The organism is Rhodococcus sp. FH8, from assembly GCF_019266085.1.
Taxonomy (GTDB): Bacteria; Actinomycetota; Actinomycetes; order Mycobacteriales; family Mycobacteriaceae; genus Rhodococcus_F; species Rhodococcus_F qingshengii.
Genome location: NZ_LPNQ01000057.1, coordinates 39,932 through 57,571, shown reverse-complemented (window position 1 = coordinate 57,571; position 17,640 = coordinate 39,932). Strand labels below are relative to the sequence as shown.

Annotated in this window: 14 protein-coding genes; 7 read left to right on the top strand and 7 right to left on the bottom strand. The window is 63.2% G+C overall.

Going from position 1 to position 17,640, the window contains the following annotated elements:
• Positions 1–2 precede the first annotated feature (2 nt).
• Positions 3–1,316 carry a D-arabinono-1,4-lactone oxidase gene (locus ATN38_RS02890; protein ID WP_030536924.1) on the bottom strand — a complete coding sequence of 438 codons (1,314 nt, stop codon included), beginning with the start codon at positions 1,314–1,316 and terminating at the stop codon, positions 3–5.
• Positions 1,317–1,394: 78 nt separating this feature from the next.
• On the opposite strand from ATN38_RS02890, the gene ATN38_RS02885 reads away from it, so the two are divergent.
• Both ATN38_RS02885 and ATN38_RS02880 read left to right on the top strand, forming a co-directional pair.
• Positions 1,395–2,042 (top strand): TetR/AcrR family transcriptional regulator, encoded by a 648-nt coding sequence (locus ATN38_RS02885; RefSeq protein ID WP_020908434.1) that lies wholly within the window; start codon positions 1,395–1,397, stop codon positions 2,040–2,042.
• 70 nt (positions 2,043–2,112) lie between these two features.
• Positions 2,113–3,288, top strand: a complete 1,176-nt coding sequence (locus ATN38_RS02880; RefSeq protein ID WP_218747566.1) for an amino acid deaminase/aldolase — start codon at positions 2,113–2,115, stop codon at positions 3,286–3,288.
• Between the two features lie 29 nt (positions 3,289–3,317).
• On the opposite strand, the gene ATN38_RS02875 is transcribed toward ATN38_RS02880, so the two are convergent.
• A complete protein-coding gene (locus ATN38_RS02875) occupies positions 3,318–6,761 on the bottom strand; it encodes a bifunctional RecB family nuclease/DEAD/DEAH box helicase (RefSeq protein WP_218747565.1) in 3,444 nt (1,147 codons plus the stop codon).
• Positions 6,762–6,844: 83 nt separating this feature from the next.
• Here ATN38_RS02875 and ATN38_RS02870 point away from each other — a divergent pair, with 83 nt between their 5' ends.
• Positions 6,845–7,486 (top strand): alpha/beta hydrolase, encoded by a 642-nt coding sequence (locus ATN38_RS02870; protein ID WP_218747564.1) that lies wholly within the window; start codon positions 6,845–6,847, stop codon positions 7,484–7,486.
• Positions 7,487–7,491: 5 nt separating this feature from the next.
• Here the strand turns inward: ATN38_RS02870 and ATN38_RS02865 are convergent, their stop codons facing one another.
• Positions 7,492–8,109 (bottom strand): cysteine hydrolase family protein, encoded by a 618-nt coding sequence (locus ATN38_RS02865; RefSeq protein WP_218747563.1) that lies wholly within the window; start codon positions 8,107–8,109, stop codon positions 7,492–7,494.
• A 92-nt stretch (positions 8,110–8,201) separates the two neighbouring features.
• Here ATN38_RS02865 and ATN38_RS02860 point away from each other — a divergent pair, with 92 nt between their 5' ends.
• The 3 genes from ATN38_RS02860 to ATN38_RS02850 all read left to right on the top strand — a co-directional run bounded on the left by ATN38_RS02860 (position 8,202) and on the right by ATN38_RS02850 (position 11,344).
• Positions 8,202–8,903 carry a FadR/GntR family transcriptional regulator gene (locus ATN38_RS02860; protein WP_003945110.1) on the top strand — a complete coding sequence of 234 codons (702 nt, stop codon included), beginning with the start codon at positions 8,202–8,204 and terminating at the stop codon, positions 8,901–8,903.
• Positions 8,900–10,270, top strand: a complete 1,371-nt coding sequence (locus tag ATN38_RS02855; protein ID WP_218747562.1) for an FAD-binding oxidoreductase — start codon at positions 8,900–8,902, stop codon at positions 10,268–10,270. Before ATN38_RS02860 ends, ATN38_RS02855 begins: the two co-directional genes overlap by 4 nt.
• 78 nt (positions 10,271–10,348) lie before the next feature.
• The gene (locus ATN38_RS02850) at positions 10,349–11,344 is read left to right on the top strand and encodes an NAD-dependent epimerase/dehydratase family protein (RefSeq protein WP_256931624.1); all 996 of its coding nucleotides are present in this window, start codon (positions 10,349–10,351) and stop codon (positions 11,342–11,344) included.
• Positions 11,345–11,400: 56 nt separating this feature from the next.
• On the opposite strand, the gene ATN38_RS02845 is transcribed toward ATN38_RS02850, so the two are convergent.
• The 4 genes from ATN38_RS02845 to ATN38_RS02830 form a co-directional block, all read right to left on the bottom strand.
• Positions 11,401–13,188, bottom strand: coding sequence for a long-chain fatty acid--CoA ligase (locus ATN38_RS02845; RefSeq protein WP_003945133.1), 1,788 nt, complete (start codon positions 13,186–13,188; stop codon positions 11,401–11,403).
• Positions 13,189–13,327: 139 nt separating this feature from the next.
• Complete coding sequence (locus ATN38_RS02840) at positions 13,328–14,026, bottom strand: hypothetical protein (RefSeq protein WP_003945151.1); 699 nt, start codon at positions 14,024–14,026, stop codon at positions 13,328–13,330.
• Between the two features lie 126 nt (positions 14,027–14,152).
• On the bottom strand, positions 14,153–14,779 hold the full coding sequence (locus ATN38_RS02835) for a phosphoribosyltransferase (protein WP_030536915.1): 627 nt from the start codon (positions 14,777–14,779) through the stop codon (positions 14,153–14,155).
• Positions 14,780–14,834: 55 nt separating this feature from the next.
• On the bottom strand, positions 14,835–15,662 hold the full coding sequence (locus ATN38_RS02830) for a carbon-nitrogen hydrolase family protein (protein WP_050656184.1): 828 nt from the start codon (positions 15,660–15,662) through the stop codon (positions 14,835–14,837).
• Positions 15,663–15,764: 102 nt separating this feature from the next.
• On the opposite strand from ATN38_RS02830, the gene ATN38_RS02825 reads away from it, so the two are divergent.
• Positions 15,765–17,540 carry a DEAD/DEAH box helicase gene (locus tag ATN38_RS02825; RefSeq protein ID WP_003945121.1) on the top strand — a complete coding sequence of 592 codons (1,776 nt, stop codon included), beginning with the start codon at positions 15,765–15,767 and terminating at the stop codon, positions 17,538–17,540.
• The last annotated feature ends 100 nt before the right edge of the window (positions 17,541–17,640 follow it).

Genomic DNA, 17,640 nt, shown 5'->3' with positions numbered 1-17,640 from the left:
CGTCAGTCGCCGAGTACCTGACGCAAGTATTCGTTGTCGAACACACGATTCGCGTCGTACTTGTCTCGAACGGCGACAAAGTCGTCGAGTCGGTCGTACGTAGGACGCAGGTCGTCGACGGTCCGGTTGTGCATTTTTCCCCAATGCGGCCGGCCGTCGACGGCGCGCGCGATTGCCTCCACTGCAGCGAAGTATTCGGTTTCGGGTCGTCGGTGGTACTGGTGTACGGCGATGTATGCGGTGTCGCGTCCGTGAGCAGTGGAGAGCCAGAGGTCGTCGGCGGCAGCAAAACGTACTTCGACGGGGAATGCGACGTTAGTTCCGGACTTCTTCATCCAGCGGTCGATTTCGTGGAGTGTCTCGGTGACGTGTTCGCGGGGGATCGCGTATTCCATCTCCTTGAACTTCACCCGGCGCGAAGACGCGAATACTCGGTAGCTGCGATCGGTGAACTCCCGGGCGCCGAGCAATCGAGACGACACGTTGTTGATTCTCGGGATCGCGGCCGGCGCCAGGGTGGCAACGCGGTTGACGCCTTCGAAGAGTGTGTTCGAGAGGAGTTCGTCGTCGACGAACGCGCGGACCTTGCCCACTGGATCGGGTTCGGTATCTCCGGGCAGTCGCGTATTGCTCTTCGTCAGGACACGGTCGGTGTGCGGAAACCAGTAGAACTCGAAGTGGTCCAAGCCCAGACGATCGCTCTCGAGGGTGTCCAGTATGTGAGACAGCGTGTCGGGTTCCTCGATTGCGCGAAGTGTGAATCGCGGAACGCAGGCGAGAGTGATCTTCGAAATGATGCCGATTGCGCCCAACCCGAGGCGGCCCGCTTCGAACAACTCGACGTTTTCGTCGGCGCTTGCGGAAACGACGGATCCGTCGGCGAGAACGACCTCGATTCCGCGAATCTGTGTGGCGATGCCGCCGAATCGTGCGCCGGTGCCGTGCGTGCCGGTGGACGTCGCGCCGGCCAGTGACTGGACGTCGATGTCACCGAGATTTGCCATCGCATATCCGCGTTGCCACAAGGCGTCGTTGAGAGCATGAAGGCGAGTGCCTGCAAAAACAGTGACCAGCGCACCGTCGTCGGTCGGTGTGATCGAGTCGATTCCGCTCAAGTTGTCCAGGCTGACGAGGACACCGTCAGTGACCGCGACACCGGTGAACGAGTGGCCGGCGCCGACGGCCTTCACACGTTGGCCACGCGAGGCGGCCTCGGCGACCAACGACGAAAGTTCACGGGTATTTGTCGGCGTCGCAAAGCGACGCGGCGCGGCGCTTTGAGTGCCCGCCCAGTTCTGCCAAGTGTCCGAAGCCATTACGCAATAATGTACTTGGACGGTCGTCCAGGCAAGTATTGCGCGAAGATTTTGTCATTTGCGTTCTACGATCATTGGATGCTGAACAGGCTCCCGGCGGACGAACGCCGCACACAATTGGTCGAGTCCGCCTTGTCTATTGCGGAACAGCGCGGTGTCAGTTCTGTGACGGTAAGGGCGGTGGCAGAGGAGGCCGGGGTATCGCTCGGCGTCGTTCATTACTGCTTCGAGAGCAAGGAAGCGCTGATCGCGGCAATGGGTGAAACGCTCATTCTGCAGCTCAGTGCGTCGATGCAGTATGCGTTCGCGCAGGTCCGCCATGCGCCGGATCTCAGTGGCGTGCAGGGGCTCAGGGAATTGCTGCACATCGGCCTGACCGGAATGTGGCCGACCATCGAGGCAACCCCGGATCGCCAGTTGTTGACCTACGAAATTACCGCGCAGGCACTGCGTAGTCGCAATCTCGGAGCCGAACGTGCTGGGGCGGTTGCATTTGAGCAGTACCGAATCATGGATGAGCTCGCGGTGTCGTTTCTCGAAGAGTGCGCCAAGATATCGGGCACGGTGTGGACGGAGCCGTTGAGTTCGATTGCGCGACTGAGTCTTGCAATGATCGACGGCCTTGTTCTGCGATGGCTGGTCGATCGTGACTCCGACGCGACTATTGCCGAGTTCGGAGAAATGGTTCAGGTAATCGCCAATAAAGCCGTGGTCGCACCTCAGTAGAACCGCCATCCTGGACATACGTCCAGTATTGGTGATTGACTGGTCGCACGCCGCGACGATTGGATCATCTGTGACCAGGACCCTTGATCGACTCACTGCTGCCACGCGAGAACTCGACCCGCCTCTGGCTGCTCTGGATCTGACCACACTGCGCAGTAATGCAGCCGACCTGGTGCGCCGCGCCGGTGGAACCCCGGTGCGAGTGGCGAGCAAATCGGTTCGTTGTCGTACGGTTCTGACTGAAACTCTCGGTGACACACTGACTGCATCCGGCGGGTTCCGCGGAATCATGGCGTACTCACTGCGCGAGGCTCTGTGGCTGGTCGGGCTCGGCGCACGGGACATCCTGATGGGATACCCGACCGCCGATCGTGGCGCCATCGCGGATCTCACTGCCGATGACACCGCTCTCGCATCGATCACCTTGATGGTCGACGACGATGCGCAGTTGGATCTCATTCGTTCGGCGTCGACGGGAGATGCGCCTGTCCGGGTGTGTCTCGACGTCGATGCGTCGCTTCGGATCGGTCCGATCCATCTGGGCGTACGACGCTCGCCGCTGCGCGAACCTGCCGCGGTCGCCGCACTCGCGGCGCGTGCGCGCCAACGCGGATTCTCCGTCGTCGGAGTGATGTTCTACGAAGCCCAGATCGCCGGCCTTCCTGACACCAATGCTCCGATCGGTTGGGTCAAGAAGGCCTCTGCCCGCGAACTGGCGTCCAGAAGGGGCGCTGTGGTCGCGGCCGTCACCGATGCCGTGGGTGCACTCGAGATCGTCAACAGCGGCGGTACGGGGTCGCTGGAGGTCAGCTCGGCCGATCCTGTGGTGACCGAGGTAACAGCAGGCTCCGGACTGTACGTACCGACCCTGTTCGACCGCTACCGTGCCTTCCGTCCCGATCCGGCGCTGTTCTTCGCGCTGTCGGCCGTGCGCAAACCGACGCCGTCGGTCACGACCCTGTTCGGTGGCGGATACATCGCGTCCGGACCTGCGGGAGCCACCCGCGTTCCGTCACCGGTCTGGCCCGCTGGTCTCAAACTGCTCCGCAACGAAGGGGCAGGCGAAGTCCAGACGCCGGTCACCGGGAAGGAAGCCGGAAACATCGCGATCGGCGACCGCGTGTGGTTCCGTCACGCCAAAGCCGGCGAGCTGTGCGAGCGCTTCGACCGCGTGTACGTGGTCGAAGCCGACGGCACCCGAACCTCGGTTCCCACCTATCGCGGCGAAGGGCAGTGCTTCGGGTAGGGAAGTGTTTCGGGTAAGACAGGCTTCGGCTAGCTCGTCAGCCTCATGAACGCGCCCAGTTCGACCAATCCCGCAGGCGTACTGGGCATGTACTGCGTCAACGCGTGCGATCGAACGATGATCGCGCACCACTTGCCGCGTGAGACAGCAACATTGAGACGGTTTCGCGACAGCAGGAACGACATCCCTCGCGGGACGTCCTCGACGGCAGATGCGGCCATCGACACGATTGCCACCGCAGCCTCGCGGCCCTGGAACTTGTCGACGGTCCCGACCTCGACCTCCGTGAGACCGGCCTCGGTGAGATCGCGCTCGACGGTGCCCACCTGGGCGTTGTACGCCGCGACCACGAGAATGTCCGACTGCTCCAGCGGCCTGGTTCCCTCGAACTCGCTCGGGTCGGTCCAAGGCGTGCCGAGAAGGCCCTGGATCTGGCGAACGATTTCCTGGGACTCTTCCGGGGAGTAGGTGGAATTGCCGCGGTGATCGACGAACACCGTGTGTACTCCGGCAGCGAGTCCGTCGAGCTTCCTTGCCGCACTGACGGTTTCCTGGGAACGCAGCTTGCCCTCGTACGACAATGCGGACACGGGCGCACACAGATCCGGGTGCATCCGCCACGTTTTCTCGAGGAAGTAGCCGAGTTCGGGTGGCAGTGCGCCGTGTCCCTCGGCGAGCCAACCGAGTGCCGATTCGTCGACAGGTTCGGGGTGAGTACCTTGGCTCACCTGCGGCAACTGCTGCGGGTCGCCCAGCAGCAACAGGTTTCGCGCGGAAATCGCGACGGCAATGGTGTTCGCCAGCGCGAATTGACCTGCCTCGTCGACCACGAGCAAGTCCAAACTGCCGGCGGGAACACGATCGGTGTTCGCGAAGTCCCATGCAGTGCCGCCGATGACGCAGCCGACGCCTTCCGCTTCGGCGATGAATCCGGCGTATTCCTCGGACGCGATGTCCTGCCATTCCGCGGTCTTGCTGCGGCTGCCCTTCTTTGCGACCAGTGCGGGGTCCACGCCGGCCTTCAGAATGCCGCCGAGCATGTTCTCGACCACCGAATGTGATTGTGCCACCACGCCGATTCGCCAATGGTGTTGTTCGATCAGTGTCTTGACGACACGAGCGCCCGTGTAGGTTTTGCCGGTACCGGGAGGACCTTGCACCGCCACGTAGGAATCGTCGAGGTCGAGAAGTGCGGCGGTGATGGCGTCGGCGTAGTTGTTGTCGGTGCGGACAGGTGGCAGCGCTGAACCCGAGAGGGTTCTCGGGGTGCTGCGCCTGAGAATGTCGACTGCCGCGATGTGTGGCAGTTCGGGCAGGCTCTCGCTGGCGTCGGACGCGGCAGCGGCGATGGACTTCTCCATGCGTCCGGTGGGAATCGGACGACCAGGTGCCAACGCGACCGGGGAATCGAGGTATTCGTCACCGCTGAGCAGTTCTTCCACGGTGACCACGTCGAGCCCTTCGGACTTGACGACGGCGGTGACCTTGACGCTGCTGGTGCCGCGCTGGGTGGGGTTCTCGCTTGCAACGGCATCCGGGGAGGGGGTTGCGTAGAGCGCGAAAAGATCACTGCCCGGGCTCAAAGACGTTCCGGTGCCGAAACTTCCGGTCAATTGGATGTGGCGACGAAACTTCTTCTGCCGCGCGGTGCTCTTGTGCCAGTCCGTTTCGATTTCGGACTGCTCGACCACCATGACGTCGCGGATGTCCACGAGGTCTTCGATCGGTGTGACCAATCGGTCGAAGTGGGCCCACCAGTACGGCTTCCGCTCGCGATTGTGGTAACCGACTGCTGCGGCCAATAGAGCAGCAGCCTGCTGATCGGGGGTGCGTGTCGAACCGGCCTTGTGGCCGGCGAAGTCGCGGAGTGCGATTTCCGATTCGGTGAGTTCTTCGAGTGGAATCTTGATCTGTCCGGTCGGCTCTCGAAGTTCGACACCATGTTCTGCGGCGCGCTCGGCGAGCCAATCGCGCAGGCGGAGAGTGGATTCGCAGTCGTACTCGTTGTAGTCGGAGATGCCCTGAAGAAGTTCCCTGGCCTGGTCGGCTTGTCCGCCGTCGCGCAATTCGCAGTAGTCGGCATAAGCGACGACCGAGGCGGCGGCGTTGGTCACGTCACCGTCACGGCCGTGCTCACCCATGTAGAGCGGCTCGAGTTTCTTGATGCTGTACGAGCGTTGTCCGATCCGCAGGCACGCGCGGACGATCGGGTACAGGTCTACGAGCACGTTCTCGCTGAGCAGGGTGTCCACGGTCTGCTCGCCGACACCGTGACGTGCGGCCAAGCGCAACAGCGCCGATTTCTCGTACGCGGCGTAGTGGTAGATGTGCATGCCTGGATGAGCTTCTCGACGCGCGGTGACGTAATCGAGGAAGTCGAGGAGCGCCTGGCGCTCACCCTCGCGATCGTGTGCCCAGAACGGCTTGAACACGTAGTCGTCCGCAGGCCCTTCGACCACACCGAACAGATACTCCAACCCCCAATCGGTGGACCCGTCCTCGGCCCAGAGCGGATCGCCCTCGAAGTCGAAGAAGATGTCGCCGTCGTCGGGGATGGGGAGTCCGCCGAGCGCCGAGGGTTCGTAGACCTCGAATTCGGCGTCGCCGGACAGTTCCTGGCGTAGTTGAACCGCTGCCTGTGCACGGAGCTTGTCGAGTGTTTCCCGGCGGATTCCCTCGACTGGGCCGGTGCTCGCGGCGAGTTCGTCAATTGTCGTGATCCCCGAGACGATCAGCTGTTCACGCTGATTGCCGCGGACACCCGCAACCAGCAGCAGGTCTCGATGGCTTTCGACCTCGACGCTGCAGGTGTCGCATCGACCACAACGCAGGTACCGATCGTCGAGCCACTGTGTCGGTTTCCCCTCGGCGCGGTGCTCGTCGAGGACTCGTTCGAGTTCAGCTCTACGTGCCGCGAATACCGGCGCGATGTCTCCGATGTCGTGCGACGACGTGCTGCCGTCGCCTAGCAGTAGATGAACTTGATCGGAGGCGGCAATTGCATTGCGCTCCAACGCATCCGCGTATGCGGCGAGTTGTAGAAGTGCCGACACCTTGGCGTGCCGGGAGAGCTTGCTGTCGTAGACCGCGTAGGTGTCGCCTTCGCGGACGAGGAAATCGCAGAACCCGAGGAATCGGCCGTCGAAAAAGGTTCCCTGATAAATGACTGGCGCGCCCGATCGTGCTGCCTCGACGGTGGCCAACGTGGCAGCGGTCAGGCCTGCGCGTGAGTGTTCCGGTCGCGGCATGACGACGACGCCGTCTCCGTGCTGATCGATGAACTTCTGAAGCTGTTCGCGCTCGTGCGAGTCGCCGAGGCTCGACGTCCGTTCGAGCATCGGATCCGCCTCGGCGGCCTCGGCCGCGATCAGACCGGTTCGGGCGTCGAGTTGCCGCAGCAGTGCGAACTCGCACGAGGCCGCAGCCGAGAGGTCGCTGGCGCTGTAGACGATCTGATCATCGAGTAGGAACACAGGGCGATTGTGCCATCGCTCACCGACAAGGCAACCCACCAGTAATCGCTCACGAGCCGCGGATATCGGTAGTGGGGTGCAGAATGACGATCATGCCTTTCTTCGACGGACGAACCGGTCAGGTGCACTTTCGGCATTGGCCGGCGGCAGGGGGTGCGGTGCCCACGGTGTCACTGGTCTTTCTGCACGGTCTCGGCCAGCACAGCGGCCAGTATCACCGCTTCGCGGGCGCAATGACGGCGTCGGGGATCGACGTGTGGGCGATCGATCACACCGGGCACGGTTTGTCGGAGGGTGATCCGGGAGTCGGGGCTCCGCTCTCCGATCTTGCTGCCGATGCAGCCGCGCTGGCTGACATCGCCTTGGCGGAACTGCCCGAAGTTCCGCAGGCGGTGATGGGTCATTCGTTAGGTGCCGTGACGGCGCTGACGGTGCTGGCTCATCGCGATCACGATTTTGCCTCCGCAGTGCTGTGCGGCATTCCGCGCAGTGCGGTCGAGCAACACGGGTGGGCGGAACTCTCCGACGCGGGCATCCCAGTCCTGGTCGTTCACGGTACCGACGACCGGATCGCCCCGGTCGATCCCGTCCGGGACTGGGCGCGGACGCTGCGCAACGTCGAGATGCGCGAGTTCGAGGACGCCGGTCACGACCTGCTGCACGAGAAGGTTCACGCCAGTGTCACCAACGTCAGCCGTGAATTCCTTCTCGCGCATTCCAGGTAGTCCTCTCAGGAGAGCGCGCCGAGCACCTCTTTCGACGTGACGGGATGCGAGAACATCGGGTAGTCGTAGGTGATCGCGTTCACGTGTTCGGCGACCGAAGTTCCGGCTACACAATCGGTGAGGGTGATGACCCGGTAGCCGTTCTCGTATCCGGTGCGCATGGTCGATTCGACGCAGCAGTTGGTCAGGAAACCACCGAGAAGGATCGTGCGAATTCCTTTGCTACGCAGAATGAAATCGAGGTTGGTGCTGGCAAAAGTGTCGAGTCCGCGCTTGCCCTCGATGACGATGTCGCCGTCTTTCGGAGTGAGGTCGTCGACGATCGCAGCTCCCCAGGAACCCTTCACGAAAGCCTTGCCGTCGACGACGCCCTTGAGGATGCCGTACGGATGCGAGGTGATTTCGTTGTATCCCTCGGCGAAGGTGATCGGTGCGTGCATCACGGTGACACCCGCCGCCCGAGCCGCATCGACCAGCGCAGTGGTGTTCGCGAGGAGTCCGTTCGATTCCATGACTGGTGCGACGGCCTCGTGAAGAACACCGCCCTCGGTGGTGAAGTCGTTCTGGTACTCGATGAGCACGACGGCGGTGGTCGCGGGATCCAATTCGAGCTTGTCGGTCATGGTCGGCACCTTCTCTGTTGTGGTCCGGGTCACGAATCTCCTCAATTAAACAGTTTGTCAGACAAGCAGGCAAGGGGTGGTAGCGTCGCGGCATGGATACGACTCCGTTGTCGCGCATGCCGCTCAGCCTTGCCGTGTCGGGACGAATCCGCGCTGCCATTCTCGACGGTTCACTCCCGGTCGGTGAGGCATTGCCCACCGAACAGGAACTTGCACAGACGTTCTCGGTGGGTCGATCGACGGTCCGTGAGGCCCTTCGGGTCCTGCAAGCGCAGGGATTGTTGACCGGCGCGGACACCACTTCTACTGCCAGGCCTCGGGTGACGCACGAGCATACGGCCGATTCCGCGGCCACAGCTCTCAGCACGGCGTTGCAGGTGGGTGCAGTTCCATTGGGCGATCTTGTCGAATTGCGAGTGCTGCTCGAAGCTGCTGCGCTGCGCACCGTCGTCGCGGTGCCGAACGGCGCCCGGGCTGCGATTGAGCGAATGCGCGTCGCAACCCTTGCCGACGACTCGGTCGCATTCCACGACGCCGATGTCGACTTTCACGTTGCGCTGGCCGGAGCGGGCGGGAACAAGGCGTTCGGGTTGGTCATGACGGTTCTCCGCGACAGCATCGCCGGCTACCTGCTGAGCGAACTCGACTCGCGCGAGAACTCGGCGGCCACGCTCGGCGCACTGTTGGCCGAGCACGAGGGTATCGCCGACGCGATCGAGCGCGGTGCAGCTGACGAGGCCGCCGTTTTGGTCGAGCGCCATGTGCGCGGATTCTACGAAGGACGAACACAATGACCACGAGTATCGATCTGTTGGGCGAGCGTCTGCAGAAAGCGGTGGGGGACAGGGCGACAACCGATCCCGACCGAATGGGTGCGTACGTCCGGGATCAATCACTGCTCACCGCAGCCGGAAGGCCCGCCGCGCTGGTCAAGGCGAAGACGGTCGACGACGTCGTTGCGGTCATGACGGTGGCCCACGAACTCGCCGTTCCGGTGGTGACACGAGGGGCAGGTACCGGGTTGGCCGGCGCCGCCAACGCACTCGACGGATGCATCGTCTTGAGCGTCGCGGGCATGGATCGAATTCTCGAGATCGATCCTGCCGCGCGCACCGCCACGGTGGAGCCCGGAGTGATCAACGGTGACCTGGCGGAAGCTGCTGCACAGCAGGGTCTTTGGTACGTACCGGATCCGGGAAGCCGGTCCATCTCGAGTATCGGCGGCAATCTGGCGACAAATGCAGGCGGCATCTGTTGCGCCAAGTACGGCGTCACCGGTGATCACGTTGCGGCCCTGACGGCGGTACTCGCCGACGGGCGTGTGATCCGTACCGGTGCACGGACGCGCAAAAATGTTGCGGGGCTGGACTTGACACATCTGCTCGTCGGGTCGGAGGGCACTCTCGCGGTCATCGTCGAAGCCACGATGCGGTTGCGTACGGCGCCCACTGCCGCGACCACTGTGGTCGCCTTCTTCGATTCCGCGGAGTTCGCGATCGATGCCGTCCTCGCCGTGTCGGCAGTGGCCGAACCGTGTCAGATGGAGTTGATGGACGACGTCACCATCGGCGCCGTCAATCGGCTGACCAAGATGGGGCTGGACGAATCGGCCGGGGCGATGCTGCTCATCCAGTGCGACGGTAGGTCGGCGGCCGCCGAGGCAGCGGACTGCGCCGCGGCGTGCGAAAGTGCCGGGACCCGAGAGGTTTTCCACACCGACGATCCGGTGGAAGGTGAAGAGTTCACCGCCGCGCGCCGCATGGCCTTGCCGGCTCTCGAGGCGTTGGGCACGGTACTTCTCGACGACGTCGCGGTGCCGGTGCCGGCGTTGCCGTCCATGTTGGAATGCATTCGTGAAGCGGCCGATCGCCACGGCGTCACGATCGGAACCTTCGGTCACGCCGCCGACGGCAATCTCCACCCGACCATCGTGTTCGACGCTGCCGAATCGGGTGCGCAGGATCGTGCGCGCGGAGCTTTCGACGACATCGTTGCCGGCGCACTGGCGTTGGGCGGAACGATCAGCGGTGAACACGGTATCGGGGTTCTCAAAGCGCCGTACATGGCGGACATGGTCGGCCAGACCGAACGCGAAATGATGCTTGCAGTCAAGGCCGCATTCGATCCGAAGAACGTTCTCAATCCCGGACGAGGTATCTGAGCGGTTCGTCCGTGCCTCAGTCGCCGGAAATTGCGCTACCAGACGAACGTGTTGCCGCACGACGCTTTTCAAGTGACGATGGCCCTCATGAAGCTGTTGATGCTCGGAGGAACACGGTTCCTCGGCCACGCTCTCGTCGATGACGCTTTGGCTCGGGGCTGGGAAGTGACAGTGCTCCATCGTGGGCTCACCGGAGCGCCACCACCTACAGCGGAGGTCCTGTTCGCGGATCGCACCGATCAGCGTGCGATGGTTGATGCGCTCGGTGATCGTCGATGGGATCTTGTCGTCGACACCTGGTCGGGTAGCCCCCGAGTGATCGGGGAAAATGCGCGCGTCTTACTCGGTCACGTCGACCGGTACGCATACATCTCCAGTGGATCCGTCTACCAATGGGGCTTGCACGTAGACGAGACCTCACCAGTGGTGGCCGCATCTGCGACCTCCGATGACTACAGCGATTACGCGTCCGCCAAACGTGGGGCCGAACTCGCTGTCCTGGAATCCTTCCCGGACGCGTTACTCGCGAGGGCAGGTTTGATCCTCGGCCCGCGCGAGGACATCGGGCGGTTGCCGTGGTGGCTGCAGCGTATCGCGGCGGGCGGACGTGTCGTTGCTCCCGGAGTGCCGACCAGACCGTTGCAGTACGTCGATGCCCGCGACATCGCAACCTTTGTCCTGGCCGGACTGGCCGCCGGGATCAGCGGGGCATACGACGTCATCAGCCCGTCCGGCCACACCACTACCTCCGGGCTCCTCCAGTCGTGCGTGGATGCCACCGGTTCGGACGCTGAACTCGTGTGGATTGACGAGGACAGGCTGGCCGCTGCGGGAGTGCAGCCGTGGACACAACTTCCGTGTTGGGTTCCGCAAGAGGGCGAGTTCGCGGGCTTCCTCGAAGCCGACACCGCCATGGCGGGGCAAGCAGGGCTGCGGTGCCGGCCCGTCGAAGACACCGTGCGCGATACCTGGGAGTGGATGCAGCGAGAAACTCTGCCGACTCAGCGGGAGGATCGTGCGGTGCACGGCCTTCCATCCGAGATCGAAGAGGAACTACTCTCCGCCGGACAGTGAAACGAGTCTGGCCCGGTTCGCATTCGAACCGGGCCAGACTCGTGAAAGACGATCGATCAGGCGTACAGGTCGCTGATCTTGGTCTTGTGAGCTTCGTGAATGATGTTGCGCTTGAGCTTGAGCGTCGGCGTCAATTCACCGGTCTCCTGGGTGAAGTCGACCTCGAGGATCGTGTACTTCTTGATCTGCTCGGGGTTGGAGACCTTCTTGTTCGCGTCGGCAACGGCCGAGTCGATCTCGGCGATCAGGTCGGCGTTCTTCACCAGATCGGCAATCGGGGTGCCGGCGGGCAGGCCGTTGCGCTCGACCCAACCGGGCAATGTCTCCGGATCGAGGGTGATCAGTGCACCGATGAACGGCTGACCGTCGCCGACGACGAGGCACTGGCTGATCAGAGCGTGCGCACGCAGGGAATCTTCGAGGCCTGCCGGTGCGACGTTCTTGCCGCCCGCGGTGACGATGATTTCCTTCTTGCGTCCGGTGATGGAGACGTAGCCCTCGTTGTCGATCGAGCCGAGGTCGCCGGTGTGGAACCAGCCGTCGACGATGGATTCGGCAGTGGCCTTCTCGTTGTGCCAGTAGCCGGCGAACACGACCGGGCCCTGCAGGAGGAGTTCGCCGTCCTCGGCGATCCGTGCTGCATGGCCGTTGATCGGCTTGCCGACGGTGCCGACGCGCTGCGCGCTCGAGGTGTTGACGGTGATTGCGGCGCTGGTCTCCGTGAGTCCGTAGCCCTCGTAGATCGGGATGCCGACGCCGCGGAAGTAGTGGCCGAGGCGCGCGCCGAGGGCTGCGCCACCGGAGACTGCACGCTCGCACTCGCCACCCAGAGCTGCGCGCAACTTCGAGTAGACGAGCTTGTCGAATACCGCGTGCTTGAGCTTGAGTGCCAGTCCGGGGCCACCCTTTTCGAGGGATTCGCTGTATTCGATGGCGGTGGCAGCAGCCTTGTCGAAGATGCTGCCCTTACCGCCGTCGACTGCCTTCTGGCGAGCCGAGTTGTACACCTTCTCGAACACGCGGGGCACCGAGAGGATGAAGTTGGGCTTGAAGCCGGCGAACTGCTCGAGCAGCGTCGTCAGGTCCGACGTGTGGGCGACGGTGACCTTGGCGTCGAAAGCGCCGAAGGAGATCGCTCGCGCGAATACGTGGGCAAGCGGCAGGAACATCAGAGTCTTCTTGCCGGGGACCATGGACTCCGGCATCGCCAGGCGGCAGGCGTTGGACTCGGCGTAGAAGTTGGAGTGCGTCAGCTGGACACCCTTGGGGCGTCCGGTGGTTCCGGAGGTGTAGATCAGGGTCGCGGGCGAGGCAGCGGTGACCTGGTGACGACGAGTGTGCAGTTCTTCGTCGGTGATTGCCGAACCGCGACTGGACAGCTCGTCGATCGCACCCGACTCGATGACAAGAACCTCGCGGAGGGCTTCTGCGCCGTCGGTGACTTCCTTGTGAGTCTCCGCGTGCTTGGCCGTTTCGACGACCAGAAGGGTTGTCGCTGAATCCTCGAGGATCCACTGCGCCTGATCAGGGGAGGAGGTCTCGTAGATCGCGACGGTGCATCCGCCTGCAGTCCAGATGGCGTAGTCGAGAACGACCCACTCGTAGCGAGTCGCGGACAGGATAGCGACGCGGTCGCCGAGCTCGACGCCCGAAGCGATCAGGCCCTTGGCAACTGAGGAGACCTGCTTCGCGAATTCAGCTGCAGTGACGTCGACCCATCCACCGTTCGACGGCCTCTTGAACGGCACGAATGTGGGGTCTTCTTCGGCGTGACGGAACACGGAGTCGGCCATGGATACGTTCTCCGGAATTGAGAACGACTGTGGAACTGAGAACTCGCGCACTATTGACCCCTCCAGTGACTACTGACATTTCTGATGTGCATTGCATCACATTAGTCGTCATTTTGCACTGTCGTTACTATTCGGTAGAACTGGTCGGGCGCTGACCTGCAGTTTAGTGTGACCGCCTGTTTACAGGTACTCAGGCGACGTGTTGGAGCGTGCGACCGTGCACGGACAGCCACCGCCGAATTGCGTAGTCCAATCGGTCCGGATCCACTCCGAGTTGCTCTGCAGTAGCTGCAAGGATCTCCGAGGTGTCTCCCGGCAACTCGGTGGTGCCGAGTGTCGCGCTGATGAAGGTGTCGGCAGCGGTTCCCAGATCGGTGTGCGGAATTCCGGCCAACATCAACAGGTGGGCCCAGGTCACTTCGGAACCGTCTCCGCACGCGTCCACCCAGGCATGGTGAACGGCTTCGAGAGCGTTGTCGGAATCGGCGGCCGACAGCAGGTCCTCGACGCTGTTGATCCGCAAGTGATGGAGTTTCTCGGCGACCTGTTGGATGTGCCGTGCCTCGATCGGGACACCCGTCGCCGTGTAGCGACGCTTGTACGAGCCGATCTTGCCTGCCCACTGGTCCGAACTGCCGGCTTCCTCGAAGGTGCGGAGTAGTTCACGTGCGCCATCCGTGACGGGTTTGTCCTCGCGGGCTTTCCGGTACGCCAGGTAGCGATCGACGACGGTCACTTCGCTGTGACCCGACGTGGACTGAACGGATTCGATGATGCACAGGGCGAGGCTCTGTCGATAAGCGTCTGACGCAACCCAGGCGGAAGGGTCGCCCAGGCGGTCACGGCACGCAGCTGCGACGGCGTCGACGGTATCGGTCGAGATGGTCACGGTTCCTCCAGAAAGCCGAATTCTTTTTGTTCCATTTGGGCTATCGGCACCGAGGAGCGAAATGTTGCACACATCACAAATTCACAGAGATCTCTTGGACTGTGCTCAGGCTGGAGAGGTGTGCACTCAGGCGAGGAAGGACAGCACTTCGTCGTCGCTGAGTTGATGAAAGTCCTCGAATGCAGCACCGACGCCGCCTAACAGGGCAGGAACGAAGGGGCAGACGACCCGATCGGCGGAGCACGCGATCACTCTCATGGCTTCGGGGGAGGCTACTGGGACCGCGACGATCACGGCGGCAGCACCCGCGGTGCGCGCGCATCGGCAGGCAACCGCGGCACTCGCGCCCGTAGCCATTCCGTCGTCGACGATCACCGCAGTGCGTCCGTGGAGGGAAACCGGGGTCCGCCCCTCGCGCAGGAGATGCGCCCGCCGTTCCAATTCGGTTCGCTCGTCGCGTTCGACGGCGACGAGTTCTCTTTTCGAGACGCGAACCGCTGCGATGACGTCGTGATTGAGGACCCGCACGCCGCCCTCACCGATGGCGCCCATCGCCAGTTCCGGGTTGTACGGACTGCCGAGCTTGCGCACCACCACGATGTCGAGCGGAGCGTTCAATGCCGCAGCCACCTCGGCTGCGACCGGAACTCCGCCGCGCGGGAGTCCGAGAACGACGGGCTTGTCGATACGCAAGGTCTCGAGCCGCCCGGCCAGAAATCTGCCGGCGGAAGATCGATCCCGATACTGGGTCACTGCGTTGTCCTCGAGAAGCTCGAACCCCGACCAGTTCGACGCTACTCGCTGCAGGTCACCGCGACGAGACTGTGAACCTCCGCAGCGCGAGAGCGGGATTCTTCTCGCGTACCTCGGCGATGCGAGCAGCCGAAACGAGTGCGGTGGCGACCCCGACCTGCTCGCCAAGTGAACACATCACGACGCCCATCGGGTCGACGATCATGCTGGCACCCGCGCCGCCGCGCGCGCTCTGATCTGCCGCTGCGATGTACATCGTGTTCTCGATGGCTCGGGCGCGCACGAGAGTGGTCCAGTGGTCTTCCTTGAGCGGCCCCGGCACCCACTGGGCGGGCAGGAGCAGGATGTCTGCGCCGACGTCGACGATGCGCCGGGTGACTTCCGGGAAGCGCAGGTCGTAGCAGGTCTGGAGGCCGAAGGTCAGGCCGTCGCACCCGAAAGTCTGCGGTTCGGTGATCTCGCCCGCGCGGATCACGGCCGACTCCTGGTAACCGAAGGCGTCGTAGAGATGCAGTTTCCGGTAGGTCGCCACCAGTTCGCCGTTCGGGTCCATCGCGACGAGGGTGTTGGAGATTCTGCTCACGTCGTCGATCCGCTCGTTCATTCCTGCCACGAGGAAGATTCCGAACTCCGCGGCGACCGACGCCAGCGCCGAACCGAATTCGCCGTCCAGGTCCTCCGCGGACTCGATCAAACGCTCATCCGTCTTCGGTGCGGTGAACATCGAGTATTCCGGCGCCACGACAACTTTCGCGCCGCGTGCTGCTGCATCGGAAGCCAGTGATCGCAGTGATTCGAGGTTGGCTTTCTTGTCCGTCCCCGGGGCGAATTGGGCAATCGCGACAACGGTCTGGGAGGGGGTGGCTGCGGTGGCTTCGGTCATGCTTCCTACGCTAGGCGAAACCCGCTGGGAGGGTGGATCTGTCGTAAAAGCACCCCCGGTATGTCGTCGTGTCTATACTCTATCCGCTAAACTGCTGGTCAAATGAGTGATATTGAGCGTGACCCCGAACCCCCAACATTTGCCGACCTCGACATCGATGATCGGGTACTGAAGGCACTGTCAGACGTGGGCTACGAGTCGCCCTCGCCCATTCAGGCTGCCACCATTCCGCCGCTGCTCGAAGGCAAGGACGTCGTCGGTCTCGCACAGACCGGTACCGGCAAGACCGCAGCCTTCGCAGTTCCAGTCCTGTCGCGGATCGACACGTCGATCAAGCAGACCCAGGCGCTGGTGCTTGCTCCCACGCGTGAGCTGGCGCTTCAGGTTGCCGAGGCATTCGGCAAGTACTCCGCGCACATCCCCGGACTCAACGTGCTGCCGATCTACGGTGGCCAGAGCTACGGCGTCCAGCTGTCGGGCCTGCGCCGCGGCGCACACGTCGTCGTCGGTACCCCGGGTCGTGTCATCGACCATCTCGAAAAGGGCACCCTGGATCTGACCAATCTCAAGTACCTCGTTCTCGACGAGGCCGACGAGATGCTCAAGATGGGGTTCCAGGAGGACGTCGAGCGCATCCTCCGCGACACCCCCGGCGACAAGCAGGTCGCTCTGTTCTCGGCAACGATGCCCGGCTCGATTCGCCGGATCTCGAAGCAGTACCTGAACAATCCGGTCGAGATCACCGTCAAGTCCAAGACGTCGACCGCCTCGAACATCACGCAGCGCTACATTCAGGTTGCTCATCAGCGCAAGCTCGATGCACTGACCCGAGTCCTCGAGGTCGAGGCATTCGAGGCGATGATCATCTTCGTCCGTACCAAGCAGGCCACCGAAGACCTGGCGGAGAAGCTGCGGGCCCGCGGGCACTCGGCTGCCGCGATCAACGGCGACATCGTCCAGGCACAGCGTGAGCGGACCATCGGTCAGCTCAAGAACGGCGCCCTCGACATCCTCGTCGCGACCGACGTTGCCGCTCGAGGCCTCGACGTGGATCGAATCTCCCACGTCGTCAACTACGACATCCCGCATGACACGGAGTCGTACGTCCACCGCATCGGTCGTACCGGCCGCGCCGGTCGTCAGGGTGACGCGTTGCTGTTCGTCGCCCCGCGTGAGCGTCATCTGCTCAAGTCCATCGAGAAGGCGACCCGTCAGCCGCTTGCGGAGATGCAGCTTCCCAGTGTCGACGACGTCAACGCCCAGCGCGTGGCCAAGTTCGGTGACTCCATCACCGAGAGCCTGGCCTCGGAGAATCTCGCGATGTTCCGCAAGATGATCGAGGACTACGACCAGGAACACGACGTTCCGCTCATCGACATCGCTGCCGCTCTGGCGTTGCAGTCGCGCGACGGCGAAGCATTCTTGCTTTCTCCCGAGCCGCCGGCACCGCCGCGTCGTGAGCGCGAGCCTCGTGAACCACGTCCTCCCCGTCGTTTCGACGACGGCCCGGCCCCGCGCTCGCGTGGGCCCGAGGGCCAGGAGCTGGCCGCGTACCGCATTGCAGTCGGCAAGCGTCACCGCGTCGTTCCGGGTGCCATCGTCGGTGCCATCGCCAACGAGGGTGGGCTTCGTCGAAGCGACTTCGGGCACATCAGCATTCGCCCGGATCACAGCATCGTCGAGCTGCCGGCCGACCTTTCCAACGAGACTCTCGAAGCTTTGCGTCGCACACGCATCTCCGGCGTCCTGATCCAGCTGCAGCCTGATTTCGGGCCGCCGCAGGGACGTCCGAGTGGCCGTGGCGACCGTGGTGGCCGGGACGATCGTGGTGGACGTGACGACCGCCGCGGTGGCGGACGCGATCGCTACAACGACTGACCTACAGCTTCAACGACTGTCATGAAGACTGAAACAGGCGCTGCCCTCCGCGAGGAGGACAGCGCCTGTTTTCTGTGTGGGGGGCAAGGCGCTGCGCGGT

What these genes read in the sequence shown, in the direction of transcription:
- ATN38_RS02890 (WP_030536924.1), bottom strand. Translation starts at nt 1,316, where the DNA reads ATGGCTTCGGACACTTGGCAGAACTGGGCGGGCACTCAAAGCGCCGCG.
- ATN38_RS02885 (WP_020908434.1), top strand. Translation starts at nt 1,395, where the DNA reads ATGCTGAACAGGCTCCCGGCGGACGAACGCCGCACACAATTGGTCGAG.
- ATN38_RS02870 (WP_218747564.1), top strand. Translation starts at nt 6,845, where the DNA reads ATGACGATCATGCCTTTCTTCGACGGACGAACCGGTCAGGTGCACTTT.
- ATN38_RS02865 (WP_218747563.1), bottom strand. Translation starts at nt 8,109, where the DNA reads ATGACCGACAAGCTCGAATTGGATCCCGCGACCACCGCCGTCGTGCTC.
- ATN38_RS02860 (WP_003945110.1), top strand. Translation starts at nt 8,202, where the DNA reads ATGGATACGACTCCGTTGTCGCGCATGCCGCTCAGCCTTGCCGTGTCG.
- ATN38_RS02855 (WP_218747562.1), top strand. Translation starts at nt 8,900, where the DNA reads ATGACCACGAGTATCGATCTGTTGGGCGAGCGTCTGCAGAAAGCGGTG.
- ATN38_RS02850 (WP_256931624.1), top strand. Translation starts at nt 10,349, where the DNA reads ATGGCCCTCATGAAGCTGTTGATGCTCGGAGGAACACGGTTCCTCGGC.
- ATN38_RS02830 (WP_050656184.1), bottom strand. Translation starts at nt 15,662, where the DNA reads ATGACCGAAGCCACCGCAGCCACCCCCTCCCAGACCGTTGTCGCGATT.
- ATN38_RS02825 (WP_003945121.1), top strand. Translation starts at nt 15,765, where the DNA reads ATGAGTGATATTGAGCGTGACCCCGAACCCCCAACATTTGCCGACCTC.